This is a genomic window from Pseudomonas sp. S3_B08 (assembly GCF_054667725.1).
Map to the genome: position 1 here is coordinate 3,472,170 of NZ_CP162750.1, position 21,094 is coordinate 3,493,263.

A 21,094-nucleotide genomic window follows, 5' to 3' on the forward strand; every position below is an offset into this window, starting at 1 on the left:
AATGCTGCGTGTTCAGGTTCGGCTTACCACTGCATCTCGCCCTTGGCGACTTTCGCGCTGAGCTCCAGCGAGCTTTCCTCGCCCAGCTGCGGGTAGCGTTTTTTCATCGCCGCGATCAGTGCAGCGGAGTCTTTGGCCTTGGCGGTTTCGGCATCGAAGGCCTTGATGTAATCGGCGGTGAATTTCACGCTGGCCAGCGAGCGGCTGCTGTCACCCAGGTAATGACCGGGCACCACGGTTTGCGGTTTCAGGCTTTCGATGGTGTGCAGGGTGTGCAGCCAATCGGCGTGGGATTGCGCGGTCTGGGTGTCGGCCATCCACACATGAATGTTCTCGGCGACCACTACGCCACCGACCACTGCTTTGAGCGACGGGATCCATACGAAGCTGCGATCCGGTTGCTTGCCGTCGAGGCCGATCACCTGCAATTGCTTGCCTTCGAGGGTCAGGCTGTCGCCCTTGAGCACGTCCGGGACGATGGTTTTCGCCGGCACATCGGCGCCCATTTTCGGCCCCCAGTAGGCCAGTTTGCCGTCGACGGTGTGCTTGATGTGATCGACGGTCGGCTGCGAAGCCAATACTTTGGCTTGCGGGAATGCCTTGGTCAGGGTGTCGAGGCCAAAGTAGTAATCCGGGTCACCATGGCTGATGTAGATGGTGGTCAATTGCTTGCCGCTGGCGCGGATCTTTTCCACGACCTGCTCAGCCTGGGATTTGCCGAATTGCGCGTCGACCAGAATCGCTTCTTTCTCACCGCTGACCAGCACCGAGCTGACCGGGAAAATCGCCTGGGTGCCCGGGTTGTAGACATCGAGGCTCAGCTCGGCGGCGGATGCATGGGCGGCAAAGCCGAAAAATGCTGCGGCGAGCAGAACGCGTTTGAATGGGGTGAAGCCGATCATGTGTTGCTCCGGATTGCGAATGCCAGTCTGGCGATGCAACAGAGCTTAGTTGCCAGACTCAGTACAAAAAATGCGATGCTTGGACATAGTTTGTTTCTGAAAGCGGGCAAATCATGGATCGGCTTCAAGCAATGCGGGTATTCGTCACGGTCGTGGACCTGGGCAGCCAGTCGGCGGCGGCCGACCACCTCGACCTGTCGCGGCCGGTGGTGTCGCGCTATCTGGCGGAGCTGGAAGACTGGGTCGGCGCGCGGCTTATGCACCGCACCACGCGCAAATTGAGCCTGACCGCCGCCGGCAGCGAAATCCTCCCGCGCTGCCGGCAGATGATCGACCTGTCGCACGACATGCAGGCCGCCGTCAGCGAACCCCATGACGCGCCGCGCGGACTGCTGCGGATCAGCGTCAGCACCTCGTTTGGCCAGGCGCAACTGGCCGATGCGGTGGCGGCGTACGTCAGGCTTTACCCCGGTGTGAGCATCGATCTGCAAATGCTCGACCGCACGGTGAATCTGGTCGATGAACGCATCGATCTGGCGATTCGCACCAGCAATGATCTTGATCCGAATCTGATCGCCCGGCGCCTGACCGTGTGCCGCTCGGTGGTCTGCGCAGCACCGGCGTATCTGCTTGAGCATCCGGCGCCGTTGCGGGTGGAGGAACTGAGCCGACACAACTGCCTGACTCATTCCTATTTCGGCAAGAGCCTGTGGCATTTCGAGGAGGATGGCGAACCGGTTTCGGTGCCGGTGCAGGGCAATATCAGCGCCAACGAGGCCAGCACCCTCCTGCGCGCCACCCTGGCCGGCGCGGGCGTGGCGATGCTGCCGACCTACCAGGCTGGCGTGCATATTCACAGCGGCGAACTGCTGCGCTTGCTGCCACATGTCGAACCGCGCCAGATGAATATCTACGCGGTTTACGCCTCACGCAAACACATGCCGGCGGCATTGCGCAGCATGCTCGACTTTCTTGTGCAGCGCTTTCCCGAGGCCCCGGCCCGGGATGCCGGCCTGTAAACCCGATCCCTTGTGGGAGCGAGCCTGCTCGCGAAGAGGCCAGTACATTCAACATTGATGTCGCTTGGACCACCGCCTTCGCGAGCAGGCTCGCTCCCACATAGGCATCAATTCGCTGAATGGCCGGCTAAATCCTCAAGCGCACTCGCTGGCAAGTACGCGCCGCTGACCTATGCTCAAAGTAATACCGCAAGGTAGACGTTCAGAGGTCGAACACCATGAACATCAAAACAAAAAGATACGCCGCCATCTTCATCACCTGCGCCGCCACGCTGGCGCTGTACGGCACCGCTGCCTGGCGGGTCGAGCAGTTGCGCCAGCTGCCGCGTGAGTATGCGAGCTGCAACTATGAGCGGTGTATTCCGCACAATGCCACGCTGAACGCATTGCGCTGATAGACCTGCGCTGGAATGCAACTGCTGTGGGAGCGAGCCTGCTCGCGAATGCGCTGTGTCAGCCAGCCTAGTTGCTGAATGAAAGACCGTATTCGCGAGCAGGCTCGCTCCCACAGGGCTCATCAGCGCATCAGGATTGTTGCTCGGCCTTCAAGCGGTCGCGGAATGCCTTTGGCGAAATCCCCACCCGGCGACGGAACAGGCGCGTGAAGTTGGTCGGATCGGAAAACCCCAACAGCTCCGACATCTCGTAAATCGTCATGCTGGTGTAGGTCAGCAGGCGCTTGGCTTCCAGCAACTGACGCTCGTGCATGATCTGCAACGCCGGTTGCCCGGCCAGTTCACGGCAGGTGCCGTTGAGATGCGACACGGAGATGCCCAGGCGATGGGCGAGGTCTTCGACCTTGACGTGCTGGCGGTAAGTCTCTTCCACCAACTGAATGAAACCGTTGAGGTATTCGCGCTGGCGTTGCGGCCGTTGGCTGGCCTTGTGGCGGACGATCGCCTGGCGGCTGACCCAGACCATGATCACACTGACCAGCGAATGCATGAGCATTTCCCGCGCCGGTTGATGGCCGTTGTACTCGGCCTGCAAGGCTGAAAACAGGCTGTTGAGATAATCGCCATCCTTGCCCGCCGGGTAGTTTTCCGCCCGAGCCAAGGCGTGTACCGAATCACCCAATTGCGCCTGCAAATGATTGATCAGCGGCGTGGCCAAGGTGACGATGAAGCCTTCAACATCCTCGGAAAAACGAAACCCGTGCACCGATAACGGTGGCAGCACCTGAATCGCTGGCGTCTCGAGTTGCGTGCGCTGGCCTTCGATTTCAAGCTCTGCCTGACCTTTGAAAACGAACAGCAGCTGGCACAGATCCGCGTGGCGGTGAGGTTTGATTTCCCATTGATGTTCGCGACTGCGCGAGGAAATGGTTTCACAGTGCAGCAAGTCCGGGGTCGGCCAGTCCAGGCTTTCACCGTAGAGCTTGAACACCGGAATAGAAGGCAGGGCAGGCTTGTTCATACTTCAATCCAGGCCTCTGGTTTTTGGGCGATAATCGCACCGATTGGCAGAATGTACAGGTATCGGCTCAGTTTTCACCTTCAATTGACAGACCCGCAAGGGAAAAATGCAAGCACTCGATCCATAAAATCATTCACCGGCTGTTGCTGCGTGAAGCTTGCGAGTCATAAAAACAATGAAAACCCTGAAAACCCAAGTCGCCATTATCGGCGCCGGTCCTTCCGGACTGCTCCTCGGCCAGTTGCTGCACAACGCTGGCATCGAAACCCTGATCCTCGAACGCCAGACGCCTGATTACATTCTTGGGCGCATCCGTGCCGGTGTGCTTGAACAAGGCATGGTAGAGCTGCTGCGTGAAGCCGGCGTCGGTCAGCGAATGGATGCCGAAGGCCTGGTTCATGGCGGCTTCGATCTGGCGCTGGACGGGCGTCAGGTGCACATCGATCTGCACGCTCTGACCGGCGGTAAAACAGTAATGGTCTACGGTCAGACCGAGGTCACCCGCGACCTGATGGCCGCTCGTCGGGACGCGGGGGCGCTGACAATTTATCAGGCGAGCAATGTCGTTCCCCACGGCATGAAAAGCGACGAAGCTTTCGTCACCTTCGAAAAGGACGGTGAAAGCTGGCGCGTCGATTGCGATTACATCGCCGGTTGCGATGGTTTCCACGGCGTCGCGCGGCAGTCGATTCCGGCCGATTGCCTGAAGATCTTCGAGCGGGTCTACCCGTTCGGCTGGCTGGGCATTCTCGCCGACACGCCGCCGGTTCACGACGAATTGGTCTATGCCCGCCACGAGCGTGGCTTCGCTTTGTGCAGCATGCGTTCGGCCACGCGTACCCGCTATTACCTGCAAGTCCCGGCGGATGAAAACGTCGATGACTGGAGCGATCAGCGTTTCTGGGATGAACTGAAAAAACGCCTGCCGGTTGCTCTTGCGGAAAAACTGGTGACCGGCCCTTCGATCGAAAAAAGCATCGCGCCGTTGCGCAGCTTTGTCGTCGAACCGATGCAATACGGCCGGATGTTCCTGGTCGGCGACGCTGCCCATATCGTCCCGCCCACCGGCGCCAAGGGCTTGAACCTGGCCGCCAGTGATGTCAGCACGTTGTTCAATATTCTGCTGAAGGTGTATCGCGAAGGCCGCACTGATCTGCTGGAAAAATACTCGGAAATCTGCCTGCGCCGGGTGTGGAAAGCCGAACGGTTTTCCTGGTGGATGACGTCGATGCTGCATCGCTTCGACGAGCACGATGAATTCAGCCAGCGCATCTGCGCTTCGGAACTGGACTATTTTGTCAGCTCGCAAGCCGGGCAAAAAACCATTGCAGAAAATTACGTCGGGCTTCCGTACGAGGCTATCGAATAGCTTCCTACCGACTTACACTGCGAGCATCCACCCGCGCGCGATGGCCGCGCGGGTCCATCAATGCCCGCAGGCTCGCCCGTGACCACTCTCAATCAACCTGAAACGCCCAAACCGGCCATTCGCAGCGTGCTGGTCGCCTTGATGATGGCGATCTTCCTCGGTGCGCTGGACCAGACCATCGTCGCCGTGTCGATGCCGGCGATCTCCGCGCAATTCAAGGACGTCAGCCTGCTGGCCTGGGTGATTTCCGGTTACATGGTGGCGATGACCGTGGCGGTGCCGATCTACGGCAAACTCGGCGACCTGTACGGGCGGCGCAAACTGATGTTGTTCGGCATGGGCCTGTTCACCCTCGCCTCGCTGTTCTGCGGTATGGCGCAGAGCATGGAACAACTGGTGCTGGCGCGGATCCTTCAGGGCATCGGCGCCGGCGGCATGATCTCGGTGAGTCAGGCGATCATCGGCGACATCGTCCCGCCACGTGAACGCGGGCGCTATCAGGGTTACTTCAGCAGCATGTACGCCGTGGCCAGCGTCGCCGGCCCGGTGCTCGGCGGCTACATGACCGAATACCTGTCGTGGCGCTGGGTGTTTCTGATCAACCTGCCGCTGGGGCTTGGCGCGTGGTGGGTGGCACGGCGCAACCTGCGCGGCTTGCCGATTCCGCAGCGCAAACCGGTGATCGATTATCTAGGTACGGTGTTGATGATCATCGGCCTGACCTCGTTGTTGCTCGGTATCACCGAAGTCGGCCAGGGCCATTCATGGCGTAGCAGCGAAGTGCTCGGCCTGTTCGCTGGTGCCGTGGTGGTATTGGCGCTGTTCGTCTGGCATGAACGCCGGGCGCGGGAGCCGTTGCTGCCGATGCACCTGTTCGCCAACCGCAATGCCCTGCTGTGCTGGTGCACGATTTTCTTCACCAGTTTCCAGGCCATTTCGCTGATCGTGCTGATGCCATTGCGTTTCCAAAGCGTCACCGGGGCTGGCGCCGACAGTGCGGCGTTGCACTTGCTGCCATTGGCGATGGGCTTGCCGATCGGCGCCTATTTCGCCGGTCGCCGCACCTCGATTACCGGACGCTACAAACCGCAGATTCTCACCGGGGCGATCCTCATGCCGATCGCGATTCTCGGCATGGCCTTCAGTCCGCCACAAGCAACGCTGCTCAGCGGTCTGTTCATGCTGCTCAGCGGCATCGCCGGCGGCATGCAGTTCCCGACCTCGCTGGTCGGCACGCAAAACTCGGTGGAACAACGCGACATCGGCGTCGCCACCAGCACCACCAACCTGTTCCGATCACTGGGCGGCGCGGTGGGCGTGGCGTTGATGTCGGCGCTGCTGCTGGCGTTGCTGCACGACTCCAGTTTCGCCCACCTGGCGAACAGTTCGCTGATCAGCGAAGGGCATTCGGGCAACGTCCTGCTCGATGGCCTGAACGCCGCACCCGGCGAAGCGCAGAACGCTTTGCGCGCGGAGCTGCTGGTGACCTTCCGCCACTTGCTCTGGGTCAGCACGGCAGTGTCGTTGCTGGGGCTGGCAGCGGCGATTGCCATGCCGAACAACCTGCTGCGCGGACGGGAGCACGGCGCGAAATAATTGCCGCAACAAATACCACTGTGGGAGCGAGCCTGCTCGCGAATGCGCGGTGTCAGCCGACACATAGCTGAATGACACACCGCTTCGCGAGCAGGCTCGCTCCCACAAGGGAACGGTGTTCTCTCAAGGGCTGTAGTAACCCACCGCGACGAGGAAATGCCCGACCTTTTTCAGGTACGCATGCTTGTCCTCGATCTTGCCGGTTACCGGGTTTTTCCAGCGGTATTCATATTCGCCTTCATCCTGCTTGCCGATCAGCGCCAGAATCGGCTCGCCCACCGGTTTGCCTTCCGGGTCCTTGACCTTGCCGAAATCAGTGTTGATCAAGCGCAGATTGGTGCCATGGGCGACATAACGCTGGTTGTTCAGATCGACCACGAAGACATACAGGTCATCCTGCAGGTATCCGCCCTTGAGCGAGTTGATCGCAACCAGCGTGCCCTTCTCGTCCTTGCCCAGATCCGCCGCGGCTTTGTCCAGCAAGGCCTTGGCCTGCTCAGCCGAAGCCCGTGGCAGGTAGTAACCCACCGCGAGAATCCGCTGCCCGACGCGCTGATAAAACACATGCTTGCGCTCGACCTTGCCGTCGGCCCAGTTCTGCCAGCGGTATTCGGCCTGCTGGATGCCGTTGCCTTCCGGCACTTTCAGCGCATCCTTGAACGCCTTCTGCAGATCCGGCCCGAGGACTTCGCTGACATCACGGCCGATCAGCGCCGATGACGGCCCGCCACTGGCAAGCATGACGCCTTTGGTGTCGAGGACGAACACGTAGCGATCCTTGTCGACGAACTCACCCTGGCGGCTGAAGGCGGCGAAGGCCTTGTCGCCATTGTCGTGGTAGTAGGCCAAGGCTTTTTCCAGCAGGGCGATCGCGGCCTGACTGTCATCCTTGGTGGCGGTGGCGGCACTGGCCTGGCCGAAACCGGCCAGCAGAATCAGGCCGAGCCAGGCCACTTTATGCAAAAACCCCATAGCGCATCCCTCGTTCTTTTTGGTGTCTCAAGAGCGTAGACGGCTTGGGCTGATGTACGAGTATTCAGAATGATGCAGGGGATTACAGGCCGCTGTGGTGGGGGGACAAAGCCCTCCGGGCAACAGATCAGTCGCTACGGGCGGGAATTGATCTGCTGCTGGAGATTCTGGATCTGCGCCTGCAAGGTGTTGAGGTTGCGGGTCATCTGCGCGCGGAACGCATCGAACTCGGCGGTATTGCCGCCACCCTGCGGCGCTGCCGGGCGATTGTCCTGCTGACTTTTCAGCACCACGATGTCCTGCTCCAGACGATCGATCGCCGCGCTCGGGTTGCCCTGTTTCTTCAGCGCGGCGATATCGGCACCGAGGCTTTTGAACTGGGCGTCGAAGGCTTTCAACTGCGCATCGACCTTGCTGGTATCGGCGGGGGTGCTTTTGATGGTCGCCAGCTCGGCACTCAAGGCTTTGACCTGAGCCTGCAACTGCGTATTGGCGTTCTGTTGTTCGGTGGTCTGCGCGGTCATCTGCGCCAGCCGCTTGTCCAGCTCACTGGCCTGCCCGGCCACGCCTTGCTGTTGCTTGCTCTGGTCGAGCAGCTTGCCTTCGAGTTGCTTGATCTGGAGCTTCAGCGCTTCGCTGTCACTGTTGACGTTGCTCTGGCTGGCGACGACCTTGCCGGAAATATCCTGCAGGCGCCCCGCCGCTTCTTCGCTGATGCGGGCGAAGCTTTCCTGGGTGGCGACCAGTTGCTGTTCCATCAACGATATCTGCTGGAAGCTCCACCAGGCCAGACCGATGAAGGCAAAAAACAACGCGCCGACCAGCGCCCACAGCGGCCCGGTGCTGGCGGCCTTGACCTTGACCACTGGCGCCGTGCGCGAATGCACGGAAGTGCGGGGGCCGGGCGCGATGTCATCGTCGTCGAACGGGTCAGCGCGCAGGCTTGGCACGTTATCGAAATCGTCGTCGTGGGCATCGTTTCGCATGGACATTGAGGCAACCTTTGGCAAACGCGGTGATGGCTAAATGCTGCGAAGTATAACCGCCGCAGCCGCAGGCATTGACCCTCAACCCGCAAGGCGGTTCATTGCCGCCCGGCCGAATCGTTTCAACGGATGTCCTGGGCTTTCCACCACGCACAGAATTCATCGAGGGCAGCCCAGAGGCTGACTTTCGGATCGTAGTCGAGATAATGCCGGGCGCGGCTGATGTCGAGGGTGAAATTTTTTTTCATGACCTGCATGCCCAGGCGCGACAGGGTCGGCTCCGGGCGTCCCGGCCAGAGCATGCACGCGCCTTCGTTGAGCGCCGCGACGCTGTACGCGAGACCGTAGGAGCGATATTTGCGCACCTGATCGACGTCCATCCGGCGCATCACGTAATTGACCACGTCCCACAGCGGCACCGGCGTACCGTTGCTGATGTTGTAGGCCTTGCCCAGCGCCGAACCTTGCGCCAACAAGCTGCTGAGCATGGCTTCGTTGAGGTTTTGCACGCTGGTGAAATCGACCTTGTTCAAGCCATTGCCGATGATCGCCAGCCGGCCCTTGCGCTGCATCTTCAGCAGGCGCGGGAAGATGCTCATGTCACCGGCACCGGTGACGAAACGCGGGCGCAGGGCGATGGTTTCCAGACCGAATTCCTGGGCACCGAAGACTTTCTGCTCGGCCAGATATTTGGTCGCGGCGTAGGGATGCTTGAAGCGTTTGGGCACTTGCTCTTCGGTCAGACCGAGATGGTCGCGGCCATCGAAATAGATCGACGGCGACGACAGATGCACCAGCCGCCGCACCCGCTGCTTGAGGCAAGCTTCGACGACGTTTTCGGTGACTTCGACGTTGCCTTGATGAAAGTCCTGATAACGCCCCCACACACCGACAGCACCAGCGCAATGCACCACGGCCTCGACATCGCTGCACAGGTCGCGCACCAGATCGGCGTCGCTCAGATCGCCCGGCACGAACTCCGCGCCCCGGCGCACCAGATGTTCGACGCTCTCGGCCCGGCGACCGTTGACCCGCACTTCAAGGCCCTGCTCCAGGGCGAAACGCGCAAAGCGCCCGCCAATAAAGCCACTGGCGCCGGTAACCAAAATCTTCATCAAAAACTCCAGGGAAGCAGCTGCAAGCTTCGAGCTTTCAGCTGCAAGTTGAAACGGTACGTGTTCTTGCCGCTTGCAGCTTGACGCTTGTTGCTGCGTTCAAGCCACTAGCCATTGCTTTGAGGAGCGCAGCAGTTGCTCGGTCAGTAGATTGAGCAACTGGCCGCCATTGCGCCAATGATGCCAGTACAGCGGCACGTCGATCGGTTTATCTGGCAGCAATTCGCGCAGCACCCCGCGTTGCAATTGCTCGCGCACCTGCAGTTCCGGCACCAGGCCCCAGCCCAGACCGGCTTCGGTCAGGCGGATGAAGCCTTCGGAGGACGGGCATAAATGGTGCTCGAACGCGCCGTCGACGCCCAACAGCGCCAGATAGCGATGCTGAAGGAAATCGTCCGGGCCGAACACCAGCGCCGGGGTGCGCGGCAGCTGTTCGGCGCGCACGCCTTCGGGAAAATGCCGAGCGAGGAAGGCTGGACTGGCCAGCGCCCGATAACGCATGGCGCCGAGCAATACGCTGCGTGCGCCGGCCACCGGCCGCTCGCTGGCACACAGGCATGCGGCCACTTCACCGGCACGCATGCGCTTGAGGCCAACGGTCTGGTCTTCGACGATCAGGTCGAGCAACAAATGCTGCTCGGCGCAGAAATCGCCGACGGCCTCGGCCCACCAAGTGGCGAGGCTGTCGGCGTTGAGGGCGATGCGCAGGCGATCGGGCAGGCCTTCTTCGTCCAGCGCCGGCACCACTGATTGCAAGTCGCGCTCGAGCAGACGCACCTGCTGCACATGGTTGAGCAAGCGTCGGCCGATCTCGGTCGGCGATGGCGGTGTTTCGCGCACCAGCACTGGCTGGCCGACCCGCGCTTCAAGCAATTTGATGCGCTGGGAGATCGCCGACTGCGACAGGCCGAGCACCTGTGCGGCGCGATCGAATCCGGCCTGCTCGACCACTGCGGCGAGCGCGGAAAGCAATTTATAGTCGAACATCAGTTTTCCTAATGGGCGATCAGCACTATTGGTTTTTCTTATACAGCGTCACACCGGAGAATAGCCAGCAAGCACTCTCTTTCAAGGATCTCTCCCATGTGGCAAAGCTACGTAAACGGCCTGTTGGTGGCGTTCGGCCTGATCATGGCGATCGGCACGCAGAACGCTTTTGTCTTGGCGCAAAGCCTGCGCCGTGAACACCATTTGCCGGTGGCGGCATTGTGCGTGGTGTGTGACGCAATTCTGGTCGCGGCCGGGGTGTTCGGCCTGGCGACGATTCTGGCGCAGAACCCGACCCTGCTGGCGATCGCCCGTTGGGGCGGCGCGACGTTTCTGATCTGGTACGGCAGCCAGGCACTGCGCCGGGCCTGCTCGAAACAGAGCCTTGAGCAAGGCGAAAACCAGACCGTGCGTTCGCTGCGCGCAGTGATGCTCAGCGCGCTGGCGGTGACCTTGCTCAACCCCCACGTTTATCTCGATACGGTATTGCTGATCGGCTCGCTGGGCGCGCAGCAATCGGTGCCGGGCGCTTATGTGGTCGGTGCGGCGAGTGCATCGTTGCTGTGGTTTTTCACCCTGGCCCTCGGCGCCGCGTGGCTGGCACCATGGCTGGCCCGCCCGAGCACGTGGCGCATTCTCGATCTGGTGGTGGCGTTGATGATGTTCGCCGTCGCCGCGCAGTTGATCATCGCCGGATGATTTATTCGCAAAGGCTCTGGAACCTCTATCCCACACAGTTGTTGCGTGGTTAAGGCGCGACCCCGGTGCTATGATCCGAACCCTGCGCCGCAAAGAGTAAAAACTCGCCGGTGCATTTCCGGCCGCCCGTGATCGGCCTTGCGCTCACCGCAACAGACCTGATTAGGAGAATCATCATGGCTTTCGAATTGCCGCCGCTGCCTTACGCACACGATGCCCTGCAGCCGCACATCTCCAAGGAAACCCTGGAGTTCCACCACGACAAGCACCACAACACCTATGTCGTGAACCTGAACAACCTGGTGCCAGGCACCGAGTTTGAAGGCAAGACCCTGGAAGAAATCGTCAAGACTTCTTCGGGCGGCATCTTCAACAACGCCGCTCAGGTCTGGAACCACACCTTCTACTGGAACTGCCTGGCGCCAAACGCCGGCGGTCAACCAACCGGCGCACTGGCAGATGCCATCAACGCAGCGTTCGGTTCGTTCGACAAGTTCAAGGAAGAATTCAGCAAAACCTCGATCGGCACCTTCGGTTCCGGCTGGGGCTGGCTGGTGAAAAAGGCTGACGGTTCCCTGGCCCTGGCCAGCACCATCGGCGCCGGCAACCCGCTGACCAGCGGCGACACCCCGCTGCTGACCTGCGACGTCTGGGAACACGCTTACTACATCGACTACCGCAACCTGCGTCCGAAGTACGTTGAAGCGTTCTGGAACCTGGTCAACTGGAAGTTCGTGGCCGAGCAGTTCGAAGGCAAAACCTTCACCGCTTAAGCTGCGCGCCAGATGAAAAACCCGGCTTCTGCCGGGTTTTTTTATGCCCGGCGCATGGCGTTTCTCGCACGGTAAAAGCAGCTTCGCGCCGTTTGCCGCCAGCCCCCAGCCGTCTACCATCACAGACAGGAAAAAATCTTTGGCCCAGTGCTCAAGTTGAAGGCAATTGCAACCGACACAGTTAATTCAGAGCTATTACTCAAATGACGACATTGCGGCCAGGATCACGGCGACTTTTCCCGTGCCCGATTGTCCCTTTGACTGCCAACCCGGGATTGCCAATACTCATGGCAACTTGACGCTACCCGCACGGAACAAGGAATAACCCTTTGAAGCTGGAACTCAAGAACAGCTTGTCGGTGAAGTTGCTCCGGGTCGTGCTCCTGTCGGCATTGATCGTAGGCGTAGTCTTGAGCTGCGCGCAGATTGTCTTCGATGCCTACAAGACCCGTCAGGCGGTTGCCGGCGACGCCGAGCGCATCCTCGACATGTTCCGCGATCCATCGACCCAGGCCGTGTACAGCCTGGACCGGGAAATGGGCATGCAGGTGATCGAAGGGCTGTTCCAGGACGACGCCGTGCGTCAGGCCTCCATCGGCCACCCCAACGAAGCCATGCTGGCGCAGAAATCCCGCGAACTGCAGCATTCCAATAGCCGTTGGCTGACCGACCTGATTCTCGGCCAGGAACGCACCTTCACCACGCAACTGGTCGGCCGCGGCCCCTACAGCGAATACTACGGCGACCTGAGCATCACCCTCGACACCGCCACCTATGGCGAAGGGTTTATCGTCAGCTCAGTGATCATTTTCATTTCCGGCGTGCTGCGCGCACTGGCGTTGGGCCTGGTGCTGTATCTGGTCTATCACTGGCTGCTGACCAAACCGCTGTCGCGAATCATCGAGCACCTCACCGAAATCAACCCGGATCGTCCCAGCGAGCACAAGATTCCGCAGATCAAGGGCCACGAAAAAAACGAGCTGGGCCTGTGGATCAACACCGCCAACCAGTTGCTCGAGTCCATCGAACGCAACACCCACCTGCGCCACGAAGCGGAAAACAGCCTGCTGCGCATGGCCCAGTACGACTTCCTCACCGGCCTGCCGAACCGCCAGCAATTGCAGCAGCAACTGGACAAGATTCTCGTCGATGCCGGAAAATTGCAGCGCCGCGTCGCGGTGTTGTGCGTCGGCCTGGATGACTTCAAGGGCATCAACGAGCAATTCAGCTACCAGACCGGCGACCAATTGCTGCTGGCCCTGGCCGATCGTCTACGTGCCCACAGCGGTCGCCTGGGCGCCCTCGCTCGCTTGGGCGGCGATCAGTTCGCGCTGGTGCAGGCCGACATTGAACAGCCTTACGAAGCAGCGGAACTGGCGCAGAGCATTCTCGATGACCTCGAGGCGCCCTTCGCCCTCGACGATCAGGAAATCCGCCTGCGCGCGACCATCGGCATCACCCTGTTCCCCGAGGACGGCGACAGCACCGAGAAGCTGTTGCAGAAAGCCGAGCAGACCATGACCCTGGCCAAGACCCGCTCGCGCAATCGCTATCAGTTCTATATCGCCAGCGTCGACAGCGAGATGCGCCGTCGTCGCGAGCTGGAAAAGGATTTGCGCGATGCGCTGATCCGCGACCAGTTCTACCTCGTCTATCAGCCGCAGATCAGTTATCGCGATCACCGCGTGGTTGGCGTCGAAGCGCTGATTCGCTGGCAACATCCGGAACACGGGCTGGTGCCGCCGGACCTGTTCATTCCGCTGGCCGAACAGAACGGCACGATCATCGCCATCGGCGAGTGGGTGCTCGATCAGGCCTGCAAGCAATTGCGCGAATGGCACGATCAAGGTTTTGTCGATTTGCGCATGGCGGTCAATCTGTCCACCGTGCAACTGCACCACGCCGAGCTGCCACGGGTGGTCAACAACCTGTTGCAGATGTACCGCTTGCCGCCGCGCAGTCTGGAACTGGAAGTCACCGAAACCGGCCTGATGGAAGACATCACCACCGCCGCCCAGCATCTGCTCAGCCTGCGCCGCTCCGGCGCGCTGATCGCGATCGACGACTTCGGCACCGGCTACTCGTCCCTCAGCTATCTGAAAAGCCTGCCGCTGGACAAGATCAAGATCGACAAGAGCTTCGTGCAGGATCTGCTCGATGACGACGATGACGCGACCATCGTTCGCGCGATCATCCAGCTGGGCAAGAGCCTGGGCATGCAGGTGATTGCCGAGGGCGTGGAAACCGCCGAGCAGGAAACCTACATCATTTCCGAGGGTTGCCACGAAGGTCAGGGCTACCACTACAGCAAACCGCTGCCGGCGCGGGAGCTGGGTATTTACCTCAAGCAGGCGCAACGCAGCAACGCGGCTATTTTATAAGATCGCAGCCTTCGGCAGCTCCTACATTTGAAATGCGTTCCTCCTGTAGGAGCTGACGAGTGCAACGAGGCTGCGATCTTTTGATCTTCATGCGCAAATAAGAAATATTTCCAAGCACGCCTTTACACATAATGCGAAAGATTTGCATTATGTCGCAGTTTTGCGCGCCCCCGGCGCCAGTCCATTCAACTACCGAAGCAGGATGTTCGCCATGATTCGTATGCCTCTGGCTACCGCCAGTCTGCTGGCCATCGCTATTTCCCTCGCCGGTTGCGGCGAAGGCAAGGACAAAGAAAAAGCCTCCGAAATGACTCCGGCTTCCAGCAGCGCTGCTCCAGCCCCCGCTGCACCGGCTCCTGCTGCCGGTAAAGTTGACGATGCTGCCGCCAAGGCCGTGGTCGCGCACTATGCCGACATGGTCTTCGCCGTTTACAGCGATGCCGAATCCACTGCGAAAACCCTGCAAACTGCGGTCGACGCGTTCCTCGCCAAGCCGAATGCCGACACCCTCAAAGCAGCCAAGGCTGCCTGGGTCGCCGCGCGCGTGCCGTACCTGCAGAGCGAAGTGTTCCGCTTCGGCAACACCATCATTGACGATTGGGAAGGTCAGGTTAACGCCTGGCCGCTGGACGAAGGCCTGATCGACTACGTCGACAAATCCTACGAGCACGCACTGGGTAACCCGGGCGCCAGCGCCAATATCATTGCCAACACCGAAGTGCAGGTCGGCGAAGACAAAGTCGACGTGAAAGAAATCACCCCGGAAAAACTCGCCAGCCTCAACGAGCTGGGCGGTTCCGAAGCCAACGTCGCCACCGGCTACCACGCGATCGAATTCCTGCTCTGGGGCCAGGATCTGAACGGCACCGGCCCTGGCGCTGGCAACCGTCCGGCCTCGGACTACCTGGAAGGCGCCGGCGCCACCGGTGGTCACAACGAGCGTCGTCGCGCCTACCTGAAAGCCGTGACCCAACTGCTGGTCAGCGATCTGGAAGAAATGGTCGCCAACTGGAAGCCGAACGTGGCCGACAACTACCGCGCCACCCTGGAAGCCGAGCCAGGCGAAACCGGCCTGCGCAAAATGCTCTTCGGCATGGGCAGCCTGTCCCTGGGTGAACTGGCGGGCGAGCGCATGAAGGTTTCCCTGGAAGCCAACTCCCCTGAAGACGAGCAGGATTGCTTCAGCGACAACACCCACTACTCGCACTTCTACGACGCCAAAGGCGTGCGTAATGTTTACCTGGGCGAGTACACCCGTGTTGACGGCACCAAGATGACCGGCGCCAGCCTGTCGTCGCTGGTGGCCAAGGCCGACCCGGCTGCCGACACCGCGCTGAAAGCCGATCTGGCCGCGACCGAAGCGAAGATCCAGGTCATGGTCGATCACGCCAACAAGGGTGAGCACTACGACCAGTTGATCGCTGCCGGCAACACCGCTGGCAACCAGGTCGTTCGCGACGCCATCGCCGCGCTGGTCAAGCAGACCGGCTCGATCGAAGCCGCTGCGGGCAAACTGGGCATCAGCGACCTGAACCCGGACAGCGCCGATCACGAATTCTGATCGCAGCGTCCGCGTCAAAAAAAGGCGACCTTCGGGTCGCCTTTTTCATTATTGGCACACCACTATCCCTGTGGGAGCGAGCCTGCTCGCGAAGGCTTGATCCGGCGCAGCATTTTCAGCGCGTCGGGCATCGCTTTCGCGAGCAGGCTCGCTCCCACAGTGTTGGCATGCGCTTAAAGGCTTGCGCGATATCAAGCAAACGATAATTCCTCTTATTCAAACTCCCCCGCCCTGTTAGACTTTGCGCCTTCATTTTTGCCCGTCCGCAGGATGTCTGATGCCCTCGCTGCCTCTTCGCTTGTCCGCACTGTTGCTGGCCCTGGGCCTGAGTGCCTGCGATGACGCCCCGCGTTTCACCAAGGCCGAGCCGGGGGAAGCGCGTTCGGGCGGTGCGGCGACCGTGCGCAAGAGCGATCAGAACGCCTTCTCCCTGCCATCGGCCAACTTGCCGCCCTCGCGGCGCGTGGACTTCAGTGTCGGCAACAGTTTCTTTCGCAGCCCGTGGGTGATCGCGCCGTCGACCACCACGGCGCGCGACGGTCTCGGCCCGTTGTTCAATACCAACGCCTGCCAGAACTGCCACATCAAGGACGGTCGCGGTCATCCGCCGGCACCTGATGCAAGCAATGCAGTGTCGATGCTGGTGCGCCTGTCGATTCCCGACACGCCGCAATACGCCAAAGTCATCCAACAGCTCGGCGTAGTGCCGGAGCCGGTGTATGGCGGGCAGTTCCAGGACATGGCCGTGCCCGGCGTTGCCCCGGAAGGCAAGGTGCGGGTGGACTACACGCCGGTGCCGGTACGCTTCAAGGACGGCACTGAAGTCGAGCTGCGCAAACCGACCTTGCAGATCACTCAACTCGGTTACGGGTCGATGCACCCGGACACGCGTTTTTCCGCGCGGGTGGCGCCGCCGATGATTGGTCTGGGCCTGCTCGAAGCGATCCCCGAAGAGGCGATCCTCGCCAACGCCGCCGCCCAGGCGAAAGAGAGCAACGGCATCAATGGCCGACCCAACCAGGTCTGGGATGACCAGTTGCAGAAAACCGTCATCGGCCGGTTCGGCTGGAAAGCCGGGCAACCGAATCTCAATCAACAGAATGTTCACGCGTTCTCCGGTGACATGGGCCTGACCACTAGCCTGCGGCCGTTCGACGATTGCACCGAAGCGCAAACCGCTTGCAAACAGGCGCCGAACGGCAATGGTCCCGACGGCGAACCGGAAGTCAGCGAAAACATTCTGCGTCTGGTGCTGTTCTACAGCCGCAACCTGGCAGTGCCGGCGCGCCGTGGCGTCAACGATCCACAGGTGCTGGCCGGCAAGAATCTGTTTTTCCAGGCCGGTTGCCAGTCGTGCCACACGCCGAAATACACCACGGCCGCCGATGCCGCCGAACCGGAATTGGCCAATCAGGTGATTCGTCCATACAGCGACTTGCTGCTGCATGACATGGGCGAAGGCCTGGCGGACAACCGCACCGAATTTCAGGCCTCCGGCCGCGACTGGCGCACGCCGCCGTTGTGGGGGATCGGTCTGACGCAAGCGGTCAGCGGTCACACCCAGTTTTTGCATGACGGTCGCGCACGCAACCTGCTCGAAGCGGTGCTCTGGCATGGCGGCGAGGCGACGGCGGCGCAGCAACAGGTTTTGTCTTTCAATGCCGAGCAGCGCGCTGCGTTGCTGGCTTTTCTGAACTCACTTTAAATACTGTAAAAGCATCGGGAGCCCGACATGTTCCGTCCCAAGTTACTGTTCACCAGCCTTGCCGCGCTCGCCCTCGGCGCCTGCTCGCCGCAGGACCCGCAAGCGGTCACTTCGGCGGCGATCGCCAAATCGGTGATCCTGCCGACCTACACTCGCTGGGTCGAAGCCGACCGGCAACTGGCGGTCAGCGCCCTCGCCTACTGCCAGGGCAAAGAGACCCTGGAAACCGCCCGTGCCGACTTCCTTCACGCGCAGAAAGCCTGGGCCGAGTTGCAACCGCTGTTGATCGGGCCGCTGGCCGAGGGCAATCGCTCGTGGCAAGTGCAGTTCTGGCCGGACAAGAAAAACCTCGTCGGCCGTCAGGTCGAGCAATTGGTCGTGGCCCAGCCGCAGATCGATGCCGCAGCGCTGGCCAAATCCAGCGTCGTGGTGCAGGGCCTGTCGGCTTACGAATACATCCTCTTCGACGCCAAGCCTGACGTCGCCAACGACGCGCAAAAAGCCAAATACTGCCCGCTGCTGATCGCCATCGGCGAACGCCAGAAGCAACTGGCGGAAGAAATCCTGCAGGGCTGGAACAACACCGACGGCATGCTCGCGCAGATGAGCAAGTTCCCTAACCAGCGCTACGCCGACTCCCACGAAGCGATCGCCGATCTGCTGCGCGTACAAGTGACGGCACTGGATACCCTGAAGAAAAAACTCGGCACGCCGATGGGCCGGCAGAGCAAGGGCGTGCCGCAGCCGTTCCAGGCGGATGCGTGGCGCAGCCAGTCGTCGCTGTCGGCGTTGGAAGCCAGCCTTGCCGCAGCCAAAACCGTCTGGGAAGGCGTCGACAACAAAGGCCTGCGCGGTCTGCTGCCGGCCGAGCAGAAACCCTTGGCGGACAAGATCGATGCTGCTTACGCCGCCTCGCTGAAGCTGTTCGACAGCACCCAGCTTTCGCTCGGCGAAATGCTCGAAGACGACGCCGGGCGCCAGCAACTCAACGATATCTACGACAGCCTCAACGTCGTCCATCGCCTGCATGAAGGCGAGCTGGCCAAGGCGCTGGGCATCCAACTGGGCTTCAACGCCAACGACGGTGACTGATGAGGGCGAGTGCCATGCTGCGACGTCAGGTTCTGACTTTAGGTAGTGCACTGCTGGGAGCAGTGACGCTGGGCGGCTGGACGCTGTTCAAACGCAAGGATCAGAGCCCGCTGTTGCTGTCGGCGCGCGACGATACTGACGGCAAGCATTACGCCGTCGGCTATCGGCTCGACGGTACGCGGGTGTTCGCCACCCACGTCGGCCAGCGTTGTCACGACATCATCAATCATCCGACGCAGCCGCTGGCGCTGTTCGTCGCGCGGCGTCCGGGAACCGAGAGTTACCTGATCGACCTGCGCGACGGCAAGCTGCTGCAGACCGTGACCTCGCAGCCGGACCGGCACTTCTACGGCCACGCCGTGGTGCACAAGGACGGCGAATACCTGTACGCCACCGAGAATGACACGAGCGATCCCGGCCGTGGCCTGCTCGGTGTATACAAGTTCGAAGGCGAACGGCTGGTGCACACGGGCGAGATTTCCACTCACGGTCTCGGCCCGCATCAGGTGTCCTGGATGCCAGACGGCGAGACGCTCGTAGTGGCCAACGGCGGCATTCGCACCGAGGCGGAAAGCCGCGTCGACATGAACCTTAACGCCATGGAACCGAGCCTGGTGCTGATGCAGCGCGACGGCACGTTGCTGAGCAAGGAAACCCTCGCCCAGCAGATGAACAGCGTCCGCCACCTGGGCATCGCCAGTGACGGCACCATCGTCGCCGGTCAGCAATTCATGGGGCCGTCCCACGAGCGTTCGGAGCTGTTGGCGATCAAGCGACCGGGACAAGCGTTCGTGGCGTTCCCGGTGGCCGAGCAGCAGTTGCAGGCGATGGGGCACTACACTGCCAGCGTCGCGGTGCACAGCGATCTGCGTCTGGTCGCGTTGACGGCACCGCGCGGCAATCGCTTCTTTATCTGGGATCTGGACAGCGGCGAACTGCGCCTCGATGCGCCTTTGCCTGATTGCGCCGGCGTCGGTGCGGTAAAGGATGGCTTTGTCGTGACCTCGGGGCAGGGCCGTTGCCGTTACTACGATTGCCGCCAGGAACAACTGCTGGCCAAGCCGCTGGAATTGCCGGCGGGGCTCTGGGACAACCATCTTCATCTGATGGCCTGATACCCTCCCATTTTTGAGATGGCCCCCCATCCTGTGGCGAGGGGATTTATCCCCGTTGGGTGGCGCAGCCGCCCTTAAAACTGCAATTGCGGTATGACTGAAGGATTCAGGGGGCCGCTTCGCAGCCCAACGGGGATAAATCCCCTCGCCACAGGGTTCATATCCGGCCTTCACGTAATAACTGCCAGTTGGAATCCCCACCTGACTCGGAGTAATGTGCCCGCCTGTCTCATGATTTATCCAAGGAACTGGACATATGCTGCGTCGCCGCATGCTGATCATGTTGGGTGTTGTTTTGCTGCTCGTCCTGGTGCTGGGCGGATACAAAGCCTTTTCGATCTACACGATGATCCAGGGCTTTTCCAAGCCCAAGCCGCCGATCAGTGTCGCCGTGGCCACTGCCGGCGAACAGCCGTGGCAGATGCGTCTGCCCACCGTCGGCACGCTCAAGGCGCTGCAAGGTGTCGACTTGAGTCTGGAAGTCTCCGGCACCGTCACTGAACTCAAATTCGAATCCGGGCAGAAGGTCAAGGCCGGGCAACCGTTGCTGCAACTCGACAGCGCCGTCGAATCCGCTCTGCTGGAAACTGCCCGCGCCGACCTCGGTCTGGCGCAGCTTGATTTCGGCCGTGGCGCGCAACTGGTCGACAGCCGCGCGATCTCCAAAGGCGAGTACGACCGCCTCTCCGCCGTGCTGCAAAAGAACAAGGCCACGGTCAATCAGCTCAACGCATCGCTGGCGAAAAAGCGCATCCTCGCGCCGTTCAGCGGCACTATCGGCATCCGTCAGGTCGACGTCGGCGACTACCTCGCCAGTGGCACCAAAATCGCCACGTTGCAGGACTTGAGCAGCCTTTACGCCGACTTCTACGTGCCCGAACAAGCGGTGCCGAAACTCGCTATCGGCCAGCCCGTGCAGTTCACCGTCGCCGCTTATCCGGGACAGAACTTTGTCGGCAAGATCAGCGCGATCAACCCGATCGTCGAAAGCACCACGCGTAATATTCTGGTCCGCGCCACCCTCGCCAACCCCGACGGCAAGCTGCTGCCGGGGATGTTCGCCAGCCTTGAAGTGCTGCTGCCGAATCCGCAGAAGCACATCGTCGTGCCGGAAAGCGCGATCACCTACACCCTGTACGGCAACTCGGTTTACGTGGTCGGGCAGAAGAAGGCCGAGGACGGCAGCGTCGCCAAGGATGAAAACGGCCAACCGCTGCTGATTGCCGAGCGGCGCTTCGTCGAGACCGGCGAACGCCGCGATGGCCTGGTGATGATCAACAAGGGCGTGCAGAGCGGCGAACAAGTGGTGACGGCTGGCCAGATCAAACTGGACAACGGTGCCCCTATCGCCATCAGCGACGACAAGACCCTCGGCGAGCTGAACAGTCCGCCTCGCGCCGACTGAT

18 protein-coding genes are annotated in these 21,094 nt (G+C 61.0%); 12 read left to right on the forward strand and 6 right to left on the reverse strand.

Features of this window, described 5'->3' with window-relative positions:
• Positions 1-23: 23 nt before the first annotated feature.
• A complete protein-coding gene (locus AB4N73_RS15645) occupies positions 24-902 on the reverse strand; it encodes an MBL fold metallo-hydrolase (protein ID WP_056789950.1) in 879 nt (292 codons plus the stop codon).
• A 113-nt stretch (positions 903-1,015) separates the two neighbouring features.
• Here AB4N73_RS15645 and AB4N73_RS15650 point away from each other — a divergent pair, with 113 nt between their 5' ends.
• Together AB4N73_RS15650 and AB4N73_RS15655 are read left to right on the forward strand one after the other, a co-directional pair.
• The gene (locus tag AB4N73_RS15650; protein WP_460142284.1) at positions 1,016-1,921 is read left to right on the forward strand and encodes a LysR family transcriptional regulator; all 906 of its coding nucleotides are present in this window, start codon (positions 1,016-1,018) and stop codon (positions 1,919-1,921) included.
• 218 nt (positions 1,922-2,139) lie between these two features.
• The gene (locus AB4N73_RS15655; RefSeq protein ID WP_016773438.1) at positions 2,140-2,316 is read left to right on the forward strand and encodes a hypothetical protein; all 177 of its coding nucleotides are present in this window, start codon (positions 2,140-2,142) and stop codon (positions 2,314-2,316) included.
• 130 nt (positions 2,317-2,446) lie between these two features.
• On the opposite strand, the gene AB4N73_RS15660 is transcribed toward AB4N73_RS15655, so the two are convergent.
• Positions 2,447-3,337, reverse strand: coding sequence for a helix-turn-helix domain-containing protein (locus tag AB4N73_RS15660; protein WP_024014136.1), 891 nt, complete (start codon positions 3,335-3,337; stop codon positions 2,447-2,449).
• A 175-nt stretch (positions 3,338-3,512) separates the two neighbouring features.
• On the opposite strand from AB4N73_RS15660, the gene pobA reads away from it, so the two are divergent.
• Complete coding sequence (gene pobA, locus AB4N73_RS15665; RefSeq protein WP_460142285.1) at positions 3,513-4,706, forward strand: 4-hydroxybenzoate 3-monooxygenase; 1,194 nt, start codon at positions 3,513-3,515, stop codon at positions 4,704-4,706.
• 78 nt (positions 4,707-4,784) lie between these two features.
• Positions 4,785-6,302 carry an MDR family MFS transporter gene (locus AB4N73_RS15670; protein WP_252868192.1) on the forward strand — a complete coding sequence of 506 codons (1,518 nt, stop codon included), beginning with the start codon at positions 4,785-4,787 and terminating at the stop codon, positions 6,300-6,302.
• 123 nt (positions 6,303-6,425) lie between these two features.
• On the opposite strand, the gene AB4N73_RS15675 is transcribed toward AB4N73_RS15670, so the two are convergent.
• The 4 genes from AB4N73_RS15675 to AB4N73_RS15690 form a co-directional block, all read right to left on the reverse strand.
• On the reverse strand, positions 6,426-7,274 hold the full coding sequence (locus AB4N73_RS15675; RefSeq protein WP_460142286.1) for a cache domain-containing protein: 849 nt from the start codon (positions 7,272-7,274) through the stop codon (positions 6,426-6,428).
• A gap of 134 nt (positions 7,275-7,408) precedes the next feature.
• Positions 7,409-8,266, reverse strand: a complete 858-nt coding sequence (locus tag AB4N73_RS15680; protein ID WP_056789961.1) for a hypothetical protein — start codon at positions 8,264-8,266, stop codon at positions 7,409-7,411.
• A gap of 116 nt (positions 8,267-8,382) precedes the next feature.
• The gene (locus AB4N73_RS15685) at positions 8,383-9,375 is read right to left on the reverse strand and encodes an NAD-dependent epimerase/dehydratase family protein (RefSeq protein WP_236168290.1); all 993 of its coding nucleotides are present in this window, start codon (positions 9,373-9,375) and stop codon (positions 8,383-8,385) included.
• Between the two features lie 99 nt (positions 9,376-9,474).
• Entirely contained in the window at positions 9,475-10,362 is an 888-nt protein-coding gene (locus tag AB4N73_RS15690; protein WP_041479845.1) for a LysR family transcriptional regulator ArgP, read from the reverse strand.
• A 96-nt stretch (positions 10,363-10,458) separates the two neighbouring features.
• Here AB4N73_RS15690 and AB4N73_RS15695 point away from each other — a divergent pair, with 96 nt between their 5' ends.
• The 8 genes from AB4N73_RS15695 (at position 10,459) to AB4N73_RS15730 (ending at position 21,093) form a co-directional block, all read left to right on the forward strand.
• Positions 10,459-11,061 (forward strand): LysE/ArgO family amino acid transporter, encoded by a 603-nt coding sequence (locus AB4N73_RS15695; RefSeq protein WP_016773432.1) that lies wholly within the window; start codon positions 10,459-10,461, stop codon positions 11,059-11,061.
• Positions 11,062-11,237: 176 nt separating this feature from the next.
• A complete protein-coding gene (locus AB4N73_RS15700; protein WP_016773431.1) occupies positions 11,238-11,834 on the forward strand; it encodes a superoxide dismutase in 597 nt (198 codons plus the stop codon).
• A gap of 329 nt (positions 11,835-12,163) precedes the next feature.
• On the forward strand, positions 12,164-14,215 hold the full coding sequence (locus AB4N73_RS15705; RefSeq protein ID WP_016773430.1) for a putative bifunctional diguanylate cyclase/phosphodiesterase: 2,052 nt from the start codon (positions 12,164-12,166) through the stop codon (positions 14,213-14,215).
• Positions 14,216-14,426: 211 nt separating this feature from the next.
• Entirely contained in the window at positions 14,427-15,776 is a 1,350-nt protein-coding gene (locus AB4N73_RS15710; protein ID WP_460142287.1) for an imelysin family protein, read from the forward strand.
• A gap of 277 nt (positions 15,777-16,053) precedes the next feature.
• Positions 16,054-17,481, forward strand: coding sequence for a di-heme oxidoreductase family protein (locus tag AB4N73_RS15715; protein WP_460142288.1), 1,428 nt, complete (start codon positions 16,054-16,056; stop codon positions 17,479-17,481).
• A 27-nt stretch (positions 17,482-17,508) separates the two neighbouring features.
• The gene (locus AB4N73_RS15720) at positions 17,509-18,573 is read left to right on the forward strand and encodes an imelysin family protein (RefSeq protein ID WP_252878808.1); all 1,065 of its coding nucleotides are present in this window, start codon (positions 17,509-17,511) and stop codon (positions 18,571-18,573) included.
• Positions 18,574-18,587: 14 nt separating this feature from the next.
• A complete protein-coding gene (locus tag AB4N73_RS15725; protein WP_056789981.1) occupies positions 18,588-19,688 on the forward strand; it encodes a DUF1513 domain-containing protein in 1,101 nt (366 codons plus the stop codon).
• A 256-nt stretch (positions 19,689-19,944) separates the two neighbouring features.
• Positions 19,945-21,093 (forward strand): efflux RND transporter periplasmic adaptor subunit, encoded by a 1,149-nt coding sequence (locus AB4N73_RS15730; RefSeq protein ID WP_460142289.1) that lies wholly within the window; start codon positions 19,945-19,947, stop codon positions 21,091-21,093.
• The last annotated feature ends 1 nt before the right edge of the window (position 21,094 follow it).